General features: G+C 59.7%; 14 protein-coding genes. 6 read left to right on the top strand and 8 right to left on the bottom strand.

The genetic code is table 11. From position 1 onward, the window contains the following. Nucleotides 1–37: 37 nt before the first annotated feature. From OP494_RS03140 to OP494_RS03115, 6 genes are all read right to left on the bottom strand, one after another. Nucleotides 38–2,899, bottom strand: coding sequence for a formate dehydrogenase subunit alpha (locus tag OP494_RS03140; RefSeq protein WP_280539264.1), 2,862 nt, complete (start codon nucleotides 2,897–2,899; stop codon nucleotides 38–40). A gap of 33 nt (nucleotides 2,900–2,932) precedes the next feature. Beyond that, entirely contained in the window at nucleotides 2,933–3,154 is a 222-nt protein-coding gene (locus OP494_RS03135) for a twin-arginine translocation pathway signal (RefSeq protein WP_280539263.1), read from the bottom strand. Between the two features lie 63 nt (nucleotides 3,155–3,217). Further along, nucleotides 3,218–3,919 (bottom strand): molecular chaperone TorD family protein, encoded by a 702-nt coding sequence (locus tag OP494_RS03130; RefSeq protein WP_280539262.1) that lies wholly within the window; start codon nucleotides 3,917–3,919, stop codon nucleotides 3,218–3,220. 2 nt (nucleotides 3,920–3,921) lie between these two features. Continuing rightward, a complete protein-coding gene (locus OP494_RS03125) occupies nucleotides 3,922–5,586 on the bottom strand; it encodes a 4Fe-4S binding protein (RefSeq protein ID WP_280539260.1) in 1,665 nt (554 codons plus the stop codon). 195 nt (nucleotides 5,587–5,781) lie between these two features. Then, the gene (locus tag OP494_RS03120; protein WP_280539259.1) at nucleotides 5,782–6,384 is read right to left on the bottom strand and encodes a DUF3306 domain-containing protein; all 603 of its coding nucleotides are present in this window, start codon (nucleotides 6,382–6,384) and stop codon (nucleotides 5,782–5,784) included. Nucleotides 6,385–6,388: 4 nt separating this feature from the next. Then, entirely contained in the window at nucleotides 6,389–6,814 is a 426-nt protein-coding gene (locus OP494_RS03115; protein ID WP_280539258.1) for a DUF3305 domain-containing protein, read from the bottom strand. A 159-nt stretch (nucleotides 6,815–6,973) separates the two neighbouring features. On the opposite strand from OP494_RS03115, the gene OP494_RS03110 reads away from it, so the two are divergent. The 3 genes from OP494_RS03110 (at nucleotide 6,974) to OP494_RS03100 (ending at nucleotide 10,411) form a co-directional block, all read left to right on the top strand. Next, nucleotides 6,974–7,861 (top strand): formate dehydrogenase accessory sulfurtransferase FdhD, encoded by an 888-nt coding sequence (locus tag OP494_RS03110; RefSeq protein WP_280539257.1) that lies wholly within the window; start codon nucleotides 6,974–6,976, stop codon nucleotides 7,859–7,861. Next, the gene (locus OP494_RS03105; protein ID WP_280539255.1) at nucleotides 7,858–8,781 is read left to right on the top strand and encodes a helix-turn-helix transcriptional regulator; all 924 of its coding nucleotides are present in this window, start codon (nucleotides 7,858–7,860) and stop codon (nucleotides 8,779–8,781) included. The genes OP494_RS03110 and OP494_RS03105 overlap by 4 nt, the downstream gene beginning before the upstream one ends. 181 nt (nucleotides 8,782–8,962) lie before the next feature. Beyond that, nucleotides 8,963–10,411, top strand: coding sequence for an APC family permease (locus OP494_RS03100; RefSeq protein ID WP_280539254.1), 1,449 nt, complete (start codon nucleotides 8,963–8,965; stop codon nucleotides 10,409–10,411). Between the two features lie 88 nt (nucleotides 10,412–10,499). Here OP494_RS03100 and OP494_RS03095 read toward each other — a convergent pair whose 3' ends face one another. After that, complete coding sequence (locus OP494_RS03095; protein WP_280539253.1) at nucleotides 10,500–11,132, bottom strand: XRE family transcriptional regulator; 633 nt, start codon at nucleotides 11,130–11,132, stop codon at nucleotides 10,500–10,502. An 85-nt stretch (nucleotides 11,133–11,217) separates the two neighbouring features. Next, nucleotides 11,218–12,156: a histone deacetylase family protein gene (locus tag OP494_RS03090; protein WP_280539252.1), complete on the bottom strand. Its 939-nt coding sequence runs from the start codon at nucleotides 12,154–12,156 to the stop codon at nucleotides 11,218–11,220. A 208-nt stretch (nucleotides 12,157–12,364) separates the two neighbouring features. Between OP494_RS03090 and OP494_RS03085 the strand changes: the two genes are divergently transcribed. The 3 genes from OP494_RS03085 (at nucleotide 12,365) to OP494_RS03075 (ending at nucleotide 17,516) form a co-directional block, all read left to right on the top strand. Continuing rightward, nucleotides 12,365–15,112: a bifunctional acetate--CoA ligase family protein/GNAT family N-acetyltransferase gene (locus tag OP494_RS03085; protein WP_280539251.1), complete on the top strand. Its 2,748-nt coding sequence runs from the start codon at nucleotides 12,365–12,367 to the stop codon at nucleotides 15,110–15,112. Nucleotides 15,113–15,462: 350 nt separating this feature from the next. After that, nucleotides 15,463–16,671 carry a glycine betaine/L-proline ABC transporter ATP-binding protein gene (locus OP494_RS03080; protein ID WP_280539250.1) on the top strand — a complete coding sequence of 403 codons (1,209 nt, stop codon included), beginning with the start codon at nucleotides 15,463–15,465 and terminating at the stop codon, nucleotides 16,669–16,671. Next, a complete protein-coding gene (locus OP494_RS03075) occupies nucleotides 16,671–17,516 on the top strand; it encodes a proline/glycine betaine ABC transporter permease (RefSeq protein ID WP_040241192.1) in 846 nt (281 codons plus the stop codon). Before OP494_RS03080 ends, OP494_RS03075 begins: the two co-directional genes overlap by 1 nt. Nucleotides 17,517–17,591: the final 75 nt, after the last annotated feature.

Genomic DNA, 17,591 nt, shown 5'->3' with positions numbered 1-17,591 from the left:
AGGCGCGAGGCCTCATCGGTGTTTCAAGCATCGTCGGTCAGGCGGAGGCTTTCTCGATCCGGCATAGCGTGCACTTGGTTTCCTGCATTTGCGTCACTATGTCGTAACCGTAAGTGGTCGCGGTGTTGGCGGCCTCGCCGAGGACATAGGGCCGTGCACCTTCGGGGTACTTGTCCGCCAGGCTCTCGCCCTGGAAGATGCCACCGAAATGGAAGGGCATGAACGCTACGTCGCGCGCCACGCGTGGTGTCACCATGGCCTTGACCTTGACTTTGCCGCCCTCGGGTCCGTGAACCCAGACCATGTCATCGTTCTTAATGCCCAGGTCGTTGGCCTGGGCTGGATTGATCTCGACGAACATTTCCTGCTGAAGCTCGGCGAGCCATGACATGGAGCGGGTTTCTTCGCCACCCCCTTCGTACTCAACCAAGCGCCCTGAGGTCAGGATAATCGGGAATTCCTTGCTGAAGTCTTTCTCCTGAATCGAGCGATAGAGAGTCGGCAGACGATAGAAGGACGCCACGTCGTCCCAAGTCGGATATTCCTCAACCAGATCGCGCCGGCTGGTATAGAGCGGCTCGCGATGCTTGGGCACCTCGTCGGGGAAGGTCCACACACGGCAGCGAGCCTTGGCGTTGCCGAACGGCGCGCAACCGTGCTCGATGGCCACGCGCTGAATACCGCCGGAGAGGTCGGTCTTCCAGTTCTTGCCTTCCGCCGCGGTTTTCTCTTCGGCGGTGAGATCATCCCACCAGCCCAAGTCCTTGAGCATGTCGGCGGTGAACTCGGGGTAACCGTCGTTGAGCTCGGAGCCCTCGCTTGCGACCCCGTCGGCGAGTAGATCCTCGCCGTCGTACTCGACGCCGAAGCGGGCTCGGAACGTAAGGCCACCTTCTTTAACGGACTTGCTCATATCGTAGAGCAGGGGCGTGCCGGGGTGATTGAATTCGGGCGTTCCCCAACAGGGCCAGGGCAAACCGTAGAAATCACCATCGGCGGGACCGCCTTCCGCTTTCAACGTATCGAAGTTGAAGGTGTGCCAATTCTTCTGGTGTTCCTTGAGGCGTTCGGGACTTTGCCCGGTATAGCCCACGGTCCACATGCCGGCGTTGATCTCGCGTAGGACATCTTCAATGACCGGGCGTCCGTCCTCGATGGCGAAGTTGCGTGTGAACTCGTCGCCGAAGCCCAGCTTCTTGGCCATGAGATACATGATTTCATGATCGGGCTTGGAGTCGAACATCGGTTCGACGACCTTATCGCGCCATTGCAGCGAGCGGTTGGTGGCGGTCACGCTACCGGTGGTTTCGAACTGCGTGGCCGCGGGTAGCAGGTACACGCCATCCGTGCGGTCGTGCATGACGGCGGCGACGGTGGGGTAGGGATCGACCACGACCATCAATTCGAGCTGACTCATGGCCTTTTTCATTTCCGGACCACGGGTCTGCGAGTTCACCGCATGCCCCCAGTAGAACATCGCCTTGAGGCTGGTGCGCTGGGCGATATCCTCGTCGTTTTCCAGAACTCCATCTATCCACCGCGAGACGGTGATGCCATTGGAGTTCATGGGCAGGCTGCCGTTGTACTCGGCCTGGTCGAAACGGTTCTTGATCCACTCGTAATCGACATTCCATATCTTGGCCCAGTGCTTCCATGCGCCTTCGGTGAGACCGTAATACCCAGGGAGTGAATGCGACATCAACCCTAGATCGGTCGCGCCCTGCACGTTGTCGTGGCCACGGAAGATGTTGGCCCCGCCGCCGGAAACGCCAATATTGCCTAGCGCTAGTTCGAGAATGCAGTACGCGCGGGTATTGTTGTTGCCGGTGGTGTGCTGGGTCCCGCCCATGCACCACACCACGCAGCCGGGGCGGTTCTCGCTGATGCGCTTGGCGACATCGTACATGTCGGCCTCGCCGACGCCGGTGATACGTTCGACGACCTCCGGGGGGAACTCGGCGACTTCGCGGCGCACTTCTTCCATGCCGAAAACGCGCTGATCGATGAACTGCTGGTCTTCCCAGCCATTATCGAAGATATGCCAGAGCAGGCCCCAGATGTAGGCTACGTCGGACCCCGGCCGCAGGCGTACGTACTTGTTGGCTTTGGCAGCGGTCCGCGTGAAGCGTGGGTCGACGACGATGATCTGCGCGTGGCTACGTTCCTTGGCATGCAGGATGTGCTGCATGGCGACGGGGTGCGCTTCGCTGGGGTTGGAGCCGATGAACAGAATCGACTTGCTGAAGTGCATGTCGTTGAGCGAATTGGTCATCGCCCCGTAACCCCAGGTATTGGCCACACCGGCGACGGTAGTGGAGTGGCAGATGCGTGCCTGGTGATCGGTATTGTTGGTGCCCCACAAGGCTGCCAGCTTACGCATCAAGTAGGCTTGTTCGTTATTGAACTTGGCCGACCCTAGCCAATAAATACTGTCGGGACCGTGTTGTTCGCTGAGCTCCAGGACCTTGTCACCGATCTCCTCGATGGCCTGATCCCATTCGAGGCGCTGCCATTTGCCGTCGACCAGCTTCATCGGATACTTCAAGCGTCGCGTGGAGTGGCCGTGCTCGCGCAGTGAGGCGCCCTTGGCGCAATGCGCGCCGCGGTTGATGGGGTGGTCGAACGCGGGCTCCTGCTTGGTCCAGACGCCTTCCTGTACCTCGGCGTAGACGCCGCAGCCCACCGAGCAGTGGGAGCAGATGGTGCGTTTGGTTTCGACGGGCGCATCGGAATACGCCGTTTTTTCCTTGGCGTTGGCGGCCTGCATCATGCCATGGCCCATGAAGCCGGCAGCGGCGAGGCCACCCGTCGCCACGCCACTGCGCTGCAGGAATTGCCGGCGGCTGATGCCCAGCCCACCTTGGCTGGCGGGTTGGGAGGATTTTCGAGTCAATCGCATGGTTATGTCCTCAGTTCCGGTTCTCTCGACCGTTTAGTCGCGCAAGGTGGCGTAGAACGCCTTGACGTGATCGGTTTCGCGATACGTCGTTTCGCCGGCATCGGCGGCGTCTTTTTCTTCATCCGACTGTGTCTGTGCCAAGGTGACATGGCCGACGGCCACGACCGCACCCGCAGCGACCGTGCCCAGTCCGATGTTGCGCAAGAAGTGACGCCGGGCGGGGTTGTTCGACGTTTTATTGTTCGACTCTTTCATGGGGCGACTCCTGTGGTCACTGAGCACCGTGATATCGCCGTCAGGCAGCGTCTTGGGTGCAGGTCATGAGTGGGTGTCCCCTTCACTGTGCCTAGTTCCTTCACTGAGCTTAGTGGGGGTTGGCGAAAACGTGACGACTTGCGCGTCGGGGTCGCTTTGCAGCTGGTTATCCTCGCGGGAGAGAAAGGCCTCCCCCAGCGCCCCGACGCTGGCATAGAACGGATCTTCGACCTGGGCCAGGTCACGCATGAAACGTAGCGCCCAAGGGCTCAGATGGCGTTTGAAGAAGACCGCCTGTGCCTCGGCGTGGGATTCGATGAGCATGGCCATGACTTCGCACATCGCCGAGAAATGATCCTCGGGTTCCTTGACGTGGGCGGCACGCTCGAACCCCAGATGCTTGAGGTCATGGCGCAGAGCCACCAACGGCATTTCCATCAGCGAGCCGGTCAGGTACCAGGAGGCATACGGCACGAGTTGCCCCTGAATGACGCCGACCAGCAAACCGAAATGCACATCGTGCAGCGTGCCGGGATGCGCGTGGTGGGCGGCCAGTGACAACGAGGCCCAGTGCCGCTTGAGTGCCGAATTCTCGTCATCGGGTTCGAGCGTGGAGAGAAAATCGAGCAGCTCGGCATTGGGCGCCTCACGCACCAGGCGGGCCAGCAATAGATAGACATCGGCGCGCAAGGCGTTACGCTCCTCGAGCGCCGCCGTCAGAGACGCTGGGGAGTGATGGGTATCGCTATGCTCGGGTGTCGTCATCGTCATACCTTGAGCTGAGCGTTGGGGTCACGCGCCATGTCGTGCCAGATATCCTTGACGCGACAGTCCTCGCACATTTCCAGGCGCTTGATGGCATCGCCGGCGAAATAGGGATGATCGGCGAGTTTCTGCTTGATCGAGGCGATGGTGCTGGCGGTGGCAAACGGCTTGCCGCAGCTAATGCATTCGAACGGCGCTTCTTCCTTGACCGTCGCAACGTGGTTGCGGGTCTCAGGTGCGGCCATGAAGCCGGGATGCAGTGCAATGACCTGTTCGGGGCATGCGGTTTCGCACAGCCCGCACTGCACACAGGCATTTTCTTGAAATTGCAGTGCCGGTGATTGGCCGGGGCTGCTCAGCGCCTGTGTCGGGCAGACCGCCACACAGGCCATGCACAGCGTGCAGTGGTCGGTGTCGATATCCAGCGTGCCGTATGGCGCGCCTGCGGGCATGGCCACGCGCTCTTCACTGGGAGTGCCGCGTGCCGCGAGGAAATCGAGGATGGTATTGAGGGCCTCGCGCTTGCCGTGTGGGCGCGGCGATTCCAGGCGTTCGTCGAGAGGCGGCACGATCGGCAGAGCGTCGCGTATGGCGATATCGCCTGCATCGATCAGGCTCAGGCGCCGGGGATCGTGGCCCAGCGACTCGAGCATGGTAATGGCCTGTGCATGCTGATCACGTACCAGATGCGCCAAGGAAGGCGGCAGGGCGTCATGCATGACGATGCGCACTTCGGCGGCGCCGCGGGCAATGGCGCCGAGCCAATGATCAAGTCCTGCCGCGCCCAGTTCCTCCAACGGAACATCGAGTACATGGCCCGCGGCTTCGGTGGTTTCGCTGGCGTGTGTCTCCTGATCGAGAAAACGCACTACCGCCGTATCGCCACCTTCGGTTTGATAGGTGGCAAGCAGGCGCGCGATGTAATCGTCGAGGCTCTCAGGTGTGGGCAATGCATAACGAATGGCGCCGGTGGGGCAGACGCTGGTGCAACTGCCCGCACCGTGACAACGGAATGGGTCGATGACGATTTCCTGCTTGACGCTCGAGATGGCGTCGGCGGGGCAGATATCGAGGCAGCGGGTGCAGCCGCTTTGGCCACGCCCGGCATGGGCGCACAAATCGCTTTCGATCTGAAAATAGCGTGGCTTTTCGAACTCGCCGATGCATTCCTGCAGATCGCCGAGGGCTCGCTCCAGCGATATCGTCGCCGTCACGCGGTGGTAGCCCGGCGGGGGGAGCTCGTAGTGCATCAATGGCGATGCGCCGAGATCGAGTACGGCATCGAAGTGATCGCGTCCGAGGCTGGCCTGTGAAAGAGACTCACCGCCGTCACGGGAGGTCAGATGAAATGCGCCCAGGTAACCTTCCAGGTGGGGGTGGGCGCAGGCGATATAGTGCGCATTGGCGATGTTCGGCGCAGCGTCATGAGGCAAGGCGGATTGCGTCGTGACCAGTGTGATACTGGCGAGCTCGCTGTCCGTGAGTGCCTGAACGGCACGTTGCAATGCTTCGGCCGGCCCTACGATGGCGACATGGCCGAGGCTTACGTAGCTCACGGTGGGCGGAGCGAGGTTCTGCGGCCATGATACCTGCTGCAGGGCAGCCTCACGGGCGGCTACATTACGTGCGTCGTCATTCAGCGCGCGCGTATCGATGAACTGGGGCATGTCACCTCATCAACTTGTCGGTCTTGCCACGGGTCTTTGAATCTTGTCGTGCCAATCGTGTGGCATCGTGTCTCGGTCTTCGCCGAGCTTTATATAATGTTATGACTGCAGGTTAGATACCCGTTCTCGTCGCAAACGAAGGGCTTGCCGGGCAAGATACGGGAGTGCGTGGGCGCTATTGATCGACCCTGTGGGTCAAGTTGACGCACCCGGGCGCCCGGATGGGTCATTTGGTGCCTCTTCCGTCGACTGGTCTACCTCTTCTGTTTGAGCGGTCTGCACCGCTTCAGATGCATCGTCCTTATCCTCTTCAGGAGGGATATCGGATTGCAGCGTCTCCGCGTCGTCATGTCGTTCCGAGTCTTGGGGCTCCGGCTCTTGGTCTTTGTGCAGCCATTGGCGCATGCGTGCACTGACCTCGGGCATCATGCGCATCAATTGCGAATAATCCTCGTCGTAATCGTCCAGGCCGTCGCGCACGTTGTAGTTGCCGACCTTGAACATGCGGCGCAGGGCGCGGCGTTTGAGGAATTCACCGACCCCGGGCAGCATGAAGGCCCGGAAGTCGTCCCCGGCGCCGAGTTGTTCCGGTTCGGGGAGTTGCTCGTCGAGTGGGCGCTGCGGGTCGTAACCGGGAATCAAAGCCGCGGCGCGCGATGACGTTTCGTGCTCTTCGCTCGGGGCAGACGCGTGTGTTTGCTCCGGCAGGGTGGCCGGTGTTTCTTCGCTCGCTTTATCGAACGACGACGTGTCGCCTTGATCGCGTTTGCGCTGTGACCAGCGTTGCATGAAGCTCATGACATCACTCCTGACTGGCGCGCCCGGCGCCTGCGCGTTTCTTCTTGCGGCCACCTTCGACACGTTCGCCGTGACGCGCTAGATAGGCCTCGATCCAAGCCTGTATGGCCAAGGGCATGGGAGTGTCGAGTACCTGGGTGTCACCATCCATCCAGTTGGCCGCAACTTCTTGGCTGGCGGTCAGCTCGCGCGCTACAGGGCCGTCGTCGGTCGACTCGCAGCGCACGAACAGACGAGGGTGTTGGGAGTTCAAGTTGAAACGGTAGGCGGTACGTTCGGTGAGAAAGAGTGTCAGCGGCAGGACATGAGGGCCGCGATCATGACACCCCATGTCTGCAATGTACCAGGCCAGTGACGTGAAGCCCTTGACCTCCTGGCGCTGGAACGCCAGCTCGAAGCTTAAGTGTCTCAGATTATCGTCGGCCGCCATGATGGTTGCCTCCCTGTGAGATGAAACATGGCACGCTATGTCTGAATCATATAGCAAGCCGCATGCCTGATAGTCGGGAAAATGCGTCATCGTCGTATATTTCCCTTGGTCATGCGTATCGCGCTTTGGGTATCCTGTCGCTACAAGAAGGAGGTGAGCATGTCCAATGTAGTGCTGAGTCGGGCGCGGATGCCGACAACGCTCGAGATTGCGGTGACCGACGAATATGGCCAGCGCCGACAGCAGGCGATCGCCGCCGAACGTGCCTTGACGGTGTACCTGAATCGTCAGGAGATCGTCACGTTGATGACGCTGGGTGCCGAGCCGGAAGCGCTAGTGCTCGGTTACCTGCGCAACCAAGGATTGTTGGTGCGTGTCGAGGATGTCGAAGCACTGCAGGTCGACTGGGACGTGGAGGCCGCCGCGGTGGTGACGCGTGCCTTGCCTGAAGATCTCGACGCGCGCCTGGCTCAGCGAACCGTGACTACTGGCTGCGGACAGGGAACGGTCTTCGGGCGTTTGCTCGATGCCACCGATCTGCGCCCCTTACCCTGCGAGCCGTTATCTCAGGCGGTGCTGTATCGCATGCTCGACAATCTGGGGCAGTTCAACGAGACATACCGCAATGCCGGGGCCGTGCATGGCTGCGCGCTGTGTCGGCAGGATCGTGTGCTGGGGTTCGTGGAAGACGTGGGGCGCCATAATGCGGTGGATACGCTGGCCGGTCGCCAATGGCTGGCGGCACTGGGCGAAGGCGCGCCGGAAGACGCCGAACTGGCCACGGCGGACATTTTCTACACCACGGGACGGCTGACGTCCGAAATGGTGCTCAAGGTCGCGCAGATGGGAATCAGCGTGCTGGTCTCGCGCTCGGGCATGACACAGAAGGGCGTGGAGTTGGCCCAACGGTTCGGTGTATTGCTGGTGGCACGTGCCAAGGGACGTCATTTCCAGGTCGTCGACGAACAGGCACGCCTGGTGCTGGACGCCATGCCGGCGCCACGTCCGGGGGACAAAGCGGCGTCTCGGCAAAAGGGCACCTCATGAGCGATTCATCCTCCACGTCGCCGTTTCTCAACGTGCATCAAGTCGCCGAGCTTTTGCATCTCAACGAAAAGAAGATTTACCAGCTGGCCAGCGATGGCGCCATTCCCTCCACCAAGGTGACCGGCAAATGGCTCTTTCCTCGACGCTTGGTCGAGCAGTGGATTCTGGAGTCCTGCCACCATGGCGTGCTCGCCGATCGTCTGATGGTGACCGGCAGTGACGACCCGTTGCTCTCGGCGCTGATCATGCGACTCAATCAGCAGCAACAAGGGCATGCCTTCTATGGTTATAGCGTCACCGGGACGCAACTGGGTTTGTCGCTGCTTTCGCAAGGTCGCGCCGATGTATGTGCCATTCACTGGGGACGCGCCGAGGAGAGTGAGCTGCGCCATCCCGCCCTGGTGAGAAGTCATAGCGGCTATCGTCATTGGGTGCTGGTACGTCTTTTCCGCCGCAGTCAGGGGTTGATCATTCGCTCGGAGGATCGACACCAGCCGCACGACCCTTCCGGACTCTTCGGCGGCAATCGGCGCTGGGCGATCCGCCAGGAAGGGGCTGGGTCGCAGCGTTTCCTCAAGGAATGGCTGGCGGGGCATCAATTGCGACTCGAGCAGCTCAACACCCAGGTCGTCGCGTATAGCGAGCGTGAAATCGCCTCGCTCATCGCCCGTCACGAAGCCGATATCGGCCCCGGGACGCTGTCGGCAGCCAATGAATTCGGCCTGGGCTTCATTCCCATCACCGAGGAAGCATTCGATCTGGTGACGCCGCGCAATGTGTATTTCCGGTCGCTGTTGCAGCAGATGTTCGATTATCTACACAGCGCCGCCGGTTTGACTCTGGCCCAATCATTGGGCGGTTACACGCTCGACGAATGCGGCAAGCTGTTATGGCGGGGCGACGACGTTCAGCATACTTAGCCTCTATTGTTCTTATCGTCATGGCGTGGAAAAAGCGGACATGGCCTCGTGCCCCGGGTTGTCTCGATTCAAGTGGTCAATTATCTTCCTCGGTTGGCGTGCATTATATGAAACAAATGCCGCTTTCTGGACGCAAGATAAGTGCACTCAACAACACCGCTTTCAATAAACGAGTATCGCGATGAATCGAACAACGTCTTCCAATGAAGTAAGCGAACTGACGCGGGTACTGGCGCGTAAAGATGTACTCGCGTTGGCGTTCGGCGCCATGGTTGGGTGGGGCTGGATCGTCATGACCGGCAACTGGATCCAGTCTGCTGGGAGTCTAGGGGCCATCCTGGCCTTTGTCATCGGTGGCATTGCCATCGTATTGGTGGGATTGACGTATGCCGAGCTGGCCTCGGCGATGCCTCAGGTCGGTGGCGAACACGTATACAGCTATCACGCCCTGGGACATTTCGCCTCGTTTCTCTGTACCTGGACCATCGTGCTGGGTTACATGAGCGTGGTGTCCTTCGAGGCCGTGGCCCTGCCTACGGTATTCGAGAATTTGTTTCCCGGTTATGCCGTCGGCGATCTCTGGACGGTTGCCGGCTGGGACGTCAAGGCCACCTGGGTGGCAGTCGGCGTCGTCGGTTCGCTGGTCATGATGGCGATCAACTACATCGGCATTCGCACGGCGGCTCTGGTGCAGAAACTGGTGACGATTCTGATCCTGGTGGTGGGCGTGATGTTCATCACCGGGGCGTTGTTTACTGGAGAAACGGCTCACATGGAGCCCCTGTTCAATGTCGAGAACGGCCTCGTGGGCGGGATCATGATGGTCATGATCATGGTGCCTTTCATGTTCGTGGGCTTCGATGTCATCCCGCAGGCGGCCGAGGAAATCAATCTGCCATTCCGTGATATCGGCAAGGTGTTGATGATATCGGTCATCCTGGCAGTGTTCTGGTATGCCTTGATCATTCTCGGCACGTCGCTGATGCTCGACCCCCAAGCCTTGACTGCCTCTCATCTGGCGGTACCGGATGCCATGCAGGCCGTATTCGCGGCTCCTTGGGCCGGCAAGCTAATGGTGCTGGCGGGCATCGCGGGCATCATCACCAGTTGGAACGCCTTTTATATCGGTGGTTCGCGTGCCATCTATGCGCTGGCCCATGCGGGCATGCTGCCGGCGTTTCTGGGCAAGCTTCACCCACGTTACAAGACCCCCAGCAATGCGATCATTCTGATCGGCGCTGTCTCCTGCCTGGCGCCGTTTTTTGGGCGTCCGATGCTTGTCTGGTTGGTCGACGCCGGTGGTCTGGGTATCGTCATCGCGTATTTGTTCGTGGCGCTGTCGTTTGTGGTGATGCGTTACAAGAACGCCGATATGCCGCGTCCCTTCAAGGTGCCTTATGGCAAATTGGTCGGCATCGTTGCGGTGGCGTTGTCGCTGGGCATGGTGAGTCTTTACCTGCCAGGCAGTCCGTCTGCATTGTTGCCGATCGAGTGGGTCGTCTTCGGGGCCTGGATGCTGCTCGGACTGGTGATGTACCTGTGGGCGCGCAAGCGCTATGGCGTGGCGTATAGTGACCGCATGATGGCCCGTGAGCTGTCCGGCGATAGCGCCGTCAAGGATATCGATTGAAGATGTCGCGGGTGCATGTCTCCCGACATGTTCAGCGTGAATGAAGTAAGCGCCCGGCCTGGAGTCGGGCGCTTTCATTCATGGGGTATTACGCGTTCTCGCCGCGCGTGCATACGGAGAGTACTACGGCATCTGATTCGCTGACCGAAACCAGGGCGTGGCCCATGTCGCTGTCGAAATAGATGCTGTCGCCGTGGGTCAGATGTATCGGCTCGTAGAACTCGGTATATAGCAGGATGTCGCCGTCGAGCACCATCAGGAATTCCTCGCCGTCATGACGTACCCATTCGTGGAATTCGTCGAAGCTGCGGGCGCGGACGATGGTCTTGAAGGGAATCATCCGTTTCTGCGCCAGTTGCCACGAGAGGAGTTCGTGCTCATAGGTAGGCGTGGGATGCTGTTGGCCTTCGCCGACACGCGTTAGATCGCGTCGACCGAGTGTGTGTGACTGCGGCTTGGGCGGGGTCAGCAGTTGCGGGAGATCGATCCCGAGGCCGCCGATGAGTTTCTGCACGGCGCTGAAGGTAGGCGAGATCTGATCGTTCTCGATCTTGGACAGCGTCGAACGCGCCAAACCGGTACGTTGGCTGACCTCTTCCAAAGTCCAGTGGTTGGACAGGCGAATTTCCTTGAGGCGATCACCCAGACGTAGCGGCTCGACGAACGCTTTGCGTCCGGAGGCGATGCGCAGGGCGGCGTCGCTATCGGTTTGGGTAGCCATGAGGTTCCACAATAGGAAATAAAGTTTCCGTTAGGATACCACAGCCCGGTGGGCGCGGGGCCAGCCGGGCGTCGTTCGCGGGCGCTCACGAGTCGCCGAGAGGAAAGCCCAGCAGCGCTTTGAGATGTGCCTCGACACTGGTCCCCAAGGCATCCAGTTGATAGCCCCCCTCGAGTACCGAGACTAAGCGCCCGTCGGCGTATACACGGGCGATATCCAGGGCGAGTTGCGTCACCCAGAAATAATCGGCTTCGACGAGGTTAAGATCCGCCATGGGATCGTCGCGGTGAGCATCGAACCCCGCCGAGAGCAGGATCAACTGTGGTTTGAAAGCTTGCAGAGCGGGAAGCCATTGCATTTCCACGCGACGGCGAAACTCATTGCCATCGGCCCCTGCTGATAAGGGAGTGTTGACGATGTTGTCCCATGTACCGTCCTGATAGCGCCAAGGGTAGAAGTGCGACTGGAAGCTCGAGCAGACCAGGACGCCGGGGTCGTCCTTGAAGATATCGACCGTGCCGTTGCCTTGGTGGACGTCGAAGTCCAGCACGGCGATGCGCTCGACGTCATAACGCTGGCGGGCGTGAGCCACCCCGATGGCGACGTTGTTATAGAAACAAAAGCCCATCGCCGAGCCGCGTTCGGCGTGATGCCCCGGGGGACGCACGGCACAGAAGACATTGTCTGCCTGGTGCCGAAAGACCTGATCGACGCCACGTACGGCCGCGCCGGCGGCGACGCGCGCGGCGGCCAGCGTGTCCGGGTTCATGTGGGTCTCGCCGTCGAGTTCGCTCAAGCCTTCCTGCGGGGCGTGAGCCTCGAGCGTTTCCAGATACTGCGGACAATGCGCGAGGGCGAGCGTCTGCGCCTTTACCGGCTGCGCTTCGGATTGCATGGTATGCGTCAACACGCCACTCAAGGCTAGGCGGGCGCGTATGGCTTCAAGGCGCTTGGGACTCTCGGGATGGTTCGGCCCCATGAGATGCCGCATGCAATCGGGGTGGGTAATATACGCAGTGATCATGGGAACTCCATCCAGGGGACGTCTATCGGCTGAGACGATGGGCGTATGCCGTCCGCGTGGGACCTTAAGGCCTGATAGGATGCGAGAACAGTGCCCATAGGTCGAACGATGCCATGTCATCATGGCCGTGACGAGAGGCCTACGTTGAGTTTAGGCCGTTCGCGCGCGATGGTGAGCGGCAAGGTCGGATCAATCGGGAGAAATTGCTGTGGGAACGCGTTTTCTGCGCCACTTCTTCGAGCCTCATAGCGTGGCAGTGATCGGCGCTTCGGAAAAGCCGCACTCGATGGGCGGCATGGTGCTTGGCAATCTGCTCGAGGCCGGGTTTTCCGGCACGCTGTGGGCGGTGAACCCGCGCGGTTATGACACCGTGTATGGGGTGACCTGCGTGAAGCGTATTGCGGATTTGCCCGCCGTGCCGGACCTGGCGATCCTCTGTAATCCGGTGGAAGGCGTACCGCGGAGCATCGAAGCGCTGGGCAAGCTGGGGGCGCGCGCGGCCTTGGTACTTTCGGGAGGCTCCTATCTCGATGACCGCACGCAGGATGGGGGCTCGCTGCGAGAGCGTATGCTTAAGGCGGCGTTGCGCTCGGGGATCCGCGTGTTGGGGCCGGAGTGCCTGGGGATCGTGGTGCCCGGCAGCAAGCTCAACGCCACCTATGCCAGCCAACCGATCAAGGCGGGACGCGTCGCCTACCTGGGCCAGTCGGGGATGCTCGGCAATGCCATGATCGACTGGGCAGCGGGGCGCGACATCGGTTTTTCGCATCTGGTGACACTGGGCGACAGCGTCGACGTGATGCTGTCCGATCTAATGGATTACATCAACCAGTACTCGCCGACACGCGCCTTGTTGCTGCATCTGGAGCGGGTGCACGACGCGCAGCATTTCATGACCGCACTGCGTGATGCTTCACGACACCGGTTGGTGCTGGCGATCAAGAGCGGACGCTCGGTGCAGTCGACACTGACGCATGAACCGCAGACGCCGGGGATCGACAATCGCGACGTGATATTCGACGCAGCGCTGGCGCGCGCTGGGGTCGTGCGCGTGGATGATTCCGATGAGTTGTTCGATGCCTTGGAAACCCTGACGCGGATGCGGCCGTTGCGCGGTGATCGCTTGGCCATCGTGGCAAATGGTTTGGGACCGGCGCTCTTGGCGATCGACAAGCTGGTGATCGCTGGCGGCAAGCTGGCGGAATTGACCGATGTTACTCGCGATGCGCTGGTGCAGGGGGAGTTCGATGTCAGCTTGCCGGGGCGCAACCCCGTCGATTTGGGCGGTAACGCCTCGCCCGAGCGGTTCGTCGATGCGCTGGAAATCGTGGCGGCCGATGCCAACGTGGACGCCGTGCTGGTGGTGCACGCGCCGACCCGCCTGGCGCCTTCCAAGATCACCGCCGAGGCGCTGATCGCCAATCGCAAACGTTTCAAGCGCAACCTGCTGACCAGTTGGATGGGGCTCGAGGAAGCGCTCAAGGCGCGCCATGAGTGCAACCTGGCGGGTATCCCTACCTATATCTCTCCAGAAAAAGCGGTCAAGGCTTTCATGCACATGGTCGATTATCAGCGTGTGCAGACGCTTTTGCAGGAAACGCCGCCAAGCCTACCCTTCACGACGCAACCTGACATCCGCGCGCGCTGCCATCGTTTGATCGCCTCCGCCAAGCAACGTGAGCGTGATCGCCTGACGCATCAGGAAACCGCCGAAGTCCTGGCCGCCTATGGCATACCGTCGGTGCCGAGCCAGTATGTCTTCGGCCCTGAGGAGGCGCTTCAAGCGGCGCGGGGCATCGATGGCCCCATGGCTCTGAAAATCGTGCATGCGCATAACTGCGTACCGTTTCGCTATCGCAAGCATCCGCACAAGTTGTCCGCCGGGTTACTGCAAGATCTCGAGACGCCGGAGCAGGTGGCCGATGGCGTGCAGCGTCTGGGTGACAAGGTTCGCGAGAAATTCCCCGAAAGCCCGATTTTCAGCTATTGCCTGCAACGTATGCAGCGCGGCAAGGCGTCGATGCAACTTTGCGCAGGCATCACGCGTGATCCGGTGTTCGGGCCGGTCATTGTCTTCGGCATCGGCGGTTACAAGATCAATGTGCTGGCGGATCGTCAGGTGGCCTTGCCGCCGCTGAACATGACGCTGGCCAACGAGCTGGTATCGCGTACACATGCGTACCGCCTGATCCGTGAGCACGCCTCCGACCCCGAACAGGACGTCGAACGGCTCTGCGAATTGCTGGTCAAGCTCTCGCAGATGGCGTCGGATTTGCCCGAACTCCAGGGGTTGGAACTCAATCCGCTATTGCTCAATCGTGATGGTGTCGTGGCGGTGGACTTTGCCATGGACCTGGGGCAGCCCGCGCGTCATGCGATCATGCCGTACCCCGAGGAACTGCGTGAATGGCGGGTGTTGGGCAATGGCATGGATGTCGAGGTGCGCCCGATCCGGGGAGAAGACGCGCCGCTGATCACGCTATTTCACGAGCGGCTCTCCGAGGAAAGCATTCGCTTTCGTTATTTCCACCACAAGGCGGACCTGACGCAGCGTGATCTGGCCGTGCTGGCGCAGATCAATTACGACCGCCAAATGGCGTTCATCGCCGAGCATGCGTGCCCCGATGGCAGTAAGGAAATGCTCGGCGTAGTGCGTGTGTGGAACGATCCGGACAACATCCGTACTGAATTTTCCGTGATCATTCGCGATGATCTCCACGGGCATGGCCTCGGTAGCCTGCTGATGGAAAAGATGATCCGCTACTGCAAGGGTCTCGGCATCCTCGAGATGGTCGGCACGGTGATGCTCGACAACCAGCCCATGCGCGCGCTGCTGAAACACCTGGGCTTTAGCTTCCGCTATAACATGGAAGAGCAGGTGGTCGAGGCCTCCTTGCGACTCAACGAGCCGAGCAGCGATTGGCAACGCCACCGGCTGGAGAGTCCGGCGGATTGATGCTCCTGGGCCTATCTCCCGATGTCGCGACGAAGCCGCTAAAGGTCGGCTTCATCGATTGCCGATCGGGGTGATCGAGTATGATCGAGACGCCTGGCGGCGCGCGCCGGGTTATTGAACCATGGATCAATCATCAGTTGTTTTTATTTGAAGCAATATCAATAAGTAGGTATGATTCGATACGAAACATAACGAAATTTTATCTTCATGATCATCTCTTATCATCTCCATGACCATAATAAGAGCCAGGAGACTGACCCGCCAGATACTCGCAACGTGACAACGTGACATTGCTGAGCGCTCTTGCTTTGCAAGGGCATGGCGACGACTTGACCAAAGCAGGCAAGCCTATGACTGAAACAGACGAAACCAATATCAAGATTCAGGTACGCGGTCTGAGCAAGGTGTTTGGCTCCCAGCCTAAGAAAGCACTCGAGCTGCGTAACCAAGGGAAAAAGCGTCCCGAGATTCTTGAAAAAACCGGCCAGACTCTGGGTCTTTCCAATATCGACTTCGATGTACGTGAAGGCGAGCTTCTCGTCATCATGGGTCTGTCGGGTTCCGGGAAATCGACGCTGATTCGCTGTCTCAATCGCCTCATCGAGCCCACCGAAGGCGATATCGTGATCGATGGTCAGAACATTCCCAAGCTCAGCGAGAAAGAGCTGCTGGAATGTCGGCGCCGTCACTTTTCGATGGTTTTCCAGAATTTTGCGCTCTTCCCGCATAAAACCGTGCAGGAAAATGCCGAATACGGCCTTGAGGTGCGCGGTGTCGAGAAAAAATCTCGTGTGGAAAGCGCTCGCAACTCTCTCAAGCAGGTAGGCCTGGACGGCTGGGAAGATGCTTACCCAAGCCAGCTTTCCGGGGGCATGCAGCAGCGTGTCGGTCTTGCCCGCGCATTGGCTAACGACTCTACCGTGATGCTGATGGATGAGGCCTTTTCGGCACTCGATCCGCTGATCCGCAAGGATATGCAGCAAGAATTGATTGAGCTGCAGCATCGTATGAAGAAGACCACGATCTTCATCACCCACGATCTCGATGAGGCGATCAGCATCGGTGATCGCATCATCCTGCTCAAGGATGGCGAAGTCGTGCAGATGGGTACGCCCGAAGATATTCTGACGCGGCCCGCTGACGATTATGTGGCGCGCTTCGTCGAGGGCGTGGATATGTCGCGCATCTTCACGGCCAATAGTGCCATGCGTTCCGTGCGTGCCACGGCGCGTGATAGCGATGGCCCGCGTACCGTATTGCGCAAGATGAGCGAGCATGGACTCGACTCCATCTACGTCATCGATCGTGATCGCACCTTGCTGGGCATCGTGAGTGTCGACGACGTTGATGCCGCTGCCAAGGCTGGCAAGGACACGATCAACGAGTTGATCCAGAACGACTTCCCGAAGGCCGGTCCGGATGAACCCATGAACAACCTCTTTGCCATGTTCAACGAAAAAAGCTATCCGATTGCCATCGTTGATGACAACCAACGTCTATTGGGTGTGGTCGTGAAGGGCGCGGTACTTGAAAAACTGGCTGAAGCGGGAGAGCACTGATGGCGATCGATATTCCACGCATTCCCCTCGGCGACGGCATCGAGGGTGGTCTCGATTTTCTAACATCGCATTATTCCAATGTGACACGAGGCATTTCCAGTGTTACCCAAACAGGTATATCAGCGCTTAACGATGGGCTGATGTGGTTGCCTGAGTGGGCGCTGATGGCGATCATCGCATTGATCTGCTGGCGGGTCGCCAACTTGCGCCTAGGGATCGGGGCGGTGTTGGGGCTGGCCTTGATCTGGAACCTCGAACTTTGGAATCCGATGATCGAGACCTTGACGCTGGTGGTGATTGCCACGGCAGTCGCGGTGGTCATTGCCTTGCCATTTGGGGTGCTCGCGGCCATTTCGGATCGCTTCTATAGTGTCATCATGCCGGTTCTGGATTTCATGCAGACCATGCCGGCTTTCGTTTATCTGATTCCGGCCATTCCGTTTTTCGGTATTGGTTCGGTGTCGGCTATTTTCGCCACGGTGATCTTTTCGATGCCGCCGGCGATACGCTTCACAACGTTGGGGATTCGACAGGTACCTAACGATTTGATAGAGGCGGCGGATGCATTCGGTGCCACGCGTACTCAGAAGTTGATCAAGATACAGTTTCCGCTGTCCTTGCCGACGATCATGGCCGGCATCAATCAGACGATCATGCTAGCGCTGTCGATGGTCGTGATCGCGGCGATGATCGGGGCCGATGGCCTGGGTAGCGAAGTATGGCGCGCCATCCAGCGTCTGCGTCCTGGCGATGGTTTCGAAGCGGGTATTGCTGTCGTCATCCTCGCAATGTTGCTGGATCGCATCACGCAGGCGCTTCGCAAGCCGAAAAAGAAAGCTAGCTAAGAAGCAAGGCGTAATAAAACGCCAGGTATCGAGCATGTGCTCGAAAAGGAGCGGCCGCAGGCCGTTCCGGCAGGA

The organism is Chromohalobacter sp. 11-W (assembly GCF_029889905.1).
Classification (GTDB): Bacteria; Pseudomonadota; Gammaproteobacteria; order Pseudomonadales; family Halomonadaceae; genus Chromohalobacter.
This window is presented reverse-complemented; position numbering and strand designations above follow the sequence as displayed.

Bases quoted from the DNA above. Each gene is read 5' to 3' on its own strand.
- OP494_RS03080 (WP_280539250.1), top strand. From the start codon at position 15,463: ATGACTGAAACAGACGAAACCAATATCAAGATTCAGGTACGCGGTCTG.
- OP494_RS03095 (WP_280539253.1), bottom strand. From the start codon at position 11,132: ATGGCTACCCAAACCGATAGCGACGCCGCCCTGCGCATCGCCTCCGGA.
- OP494_RS03125 (WP_280539260.1), bottom strand. From the start codon at position 5,586: ATGCCCCAGTTCATCGATACGCGCGCGCTGAATGACGACGCACGTAAT.
- OP494_RS03090 (WP_280539252.1), bottom strand. From the start codon at position 12,156: ATGATCACTGCGTATATTACCCACCCCGATTGCATGCGGCATCTCATG.
- OP494_RS03115 (WP_280539258.1), bottom strand. From the start codon at position 6,814: ATGGCGGCCGACGATAATCTGAGACACTTAAGCTTCGAGCTGGCGTTC.
- OP494_RS03110 (WP_280539257.1), top strand. From the start codon at position 6,974: ATGTCCAATGTAGTGCTGAGTCGGGCGCGGATGCCGACAACGCTCGAG.
- OP494_RS03130 (WP_280539262.1), bottom strand. From the start codon at position 3,919: ATGACGACACCCGAGCATAGCGATACCCATCACTCCCCAGCGTCTCTG.
- OP494_RS03120 (WP_280539259.1), bottom strand. From the start codon at position 6,384: ATGAGCTTCATGCAACGCTGGTCACAGCGCAAACGCGATCAAGGCGAC.
- OP494_RS03100 (WP_280539254.1), top strand. From the start codon at position 8,963: ATGAATCGAACAACGTCTTCCAATGAAGTAAGCGAACTGACGCGGGTA.
- OP494_RS03135 (WP_280539263.1), bottom strand. From the start codon at position 3,154: ATGAAAGAGTCGAACAATAAAACGTCGAACAACCCCGCCCGGCGTCAC.
- OP494_RS03075 (WP_040241192.1), top strand. From the start codon at position 16,671: ATGGCGATCGATATTCCACGCATTCCCCTCGGCGACGGCATCGAGGGT.
- OP494_RS03105 (WP_280539255.1), top strand. From the start codon at position 7,858: ATGAGCGATTCATCCTCCACGTCGCCGTTTCTCAACGTGCATCAAGTC.
- OP494_RS03140 (WP_280539264.1), bottom strand. From the start codon at position 2,899: ATGCGATTGACTCGAAAATCCTCCCAACCCGCCAGCCAAGGTGGGCTG.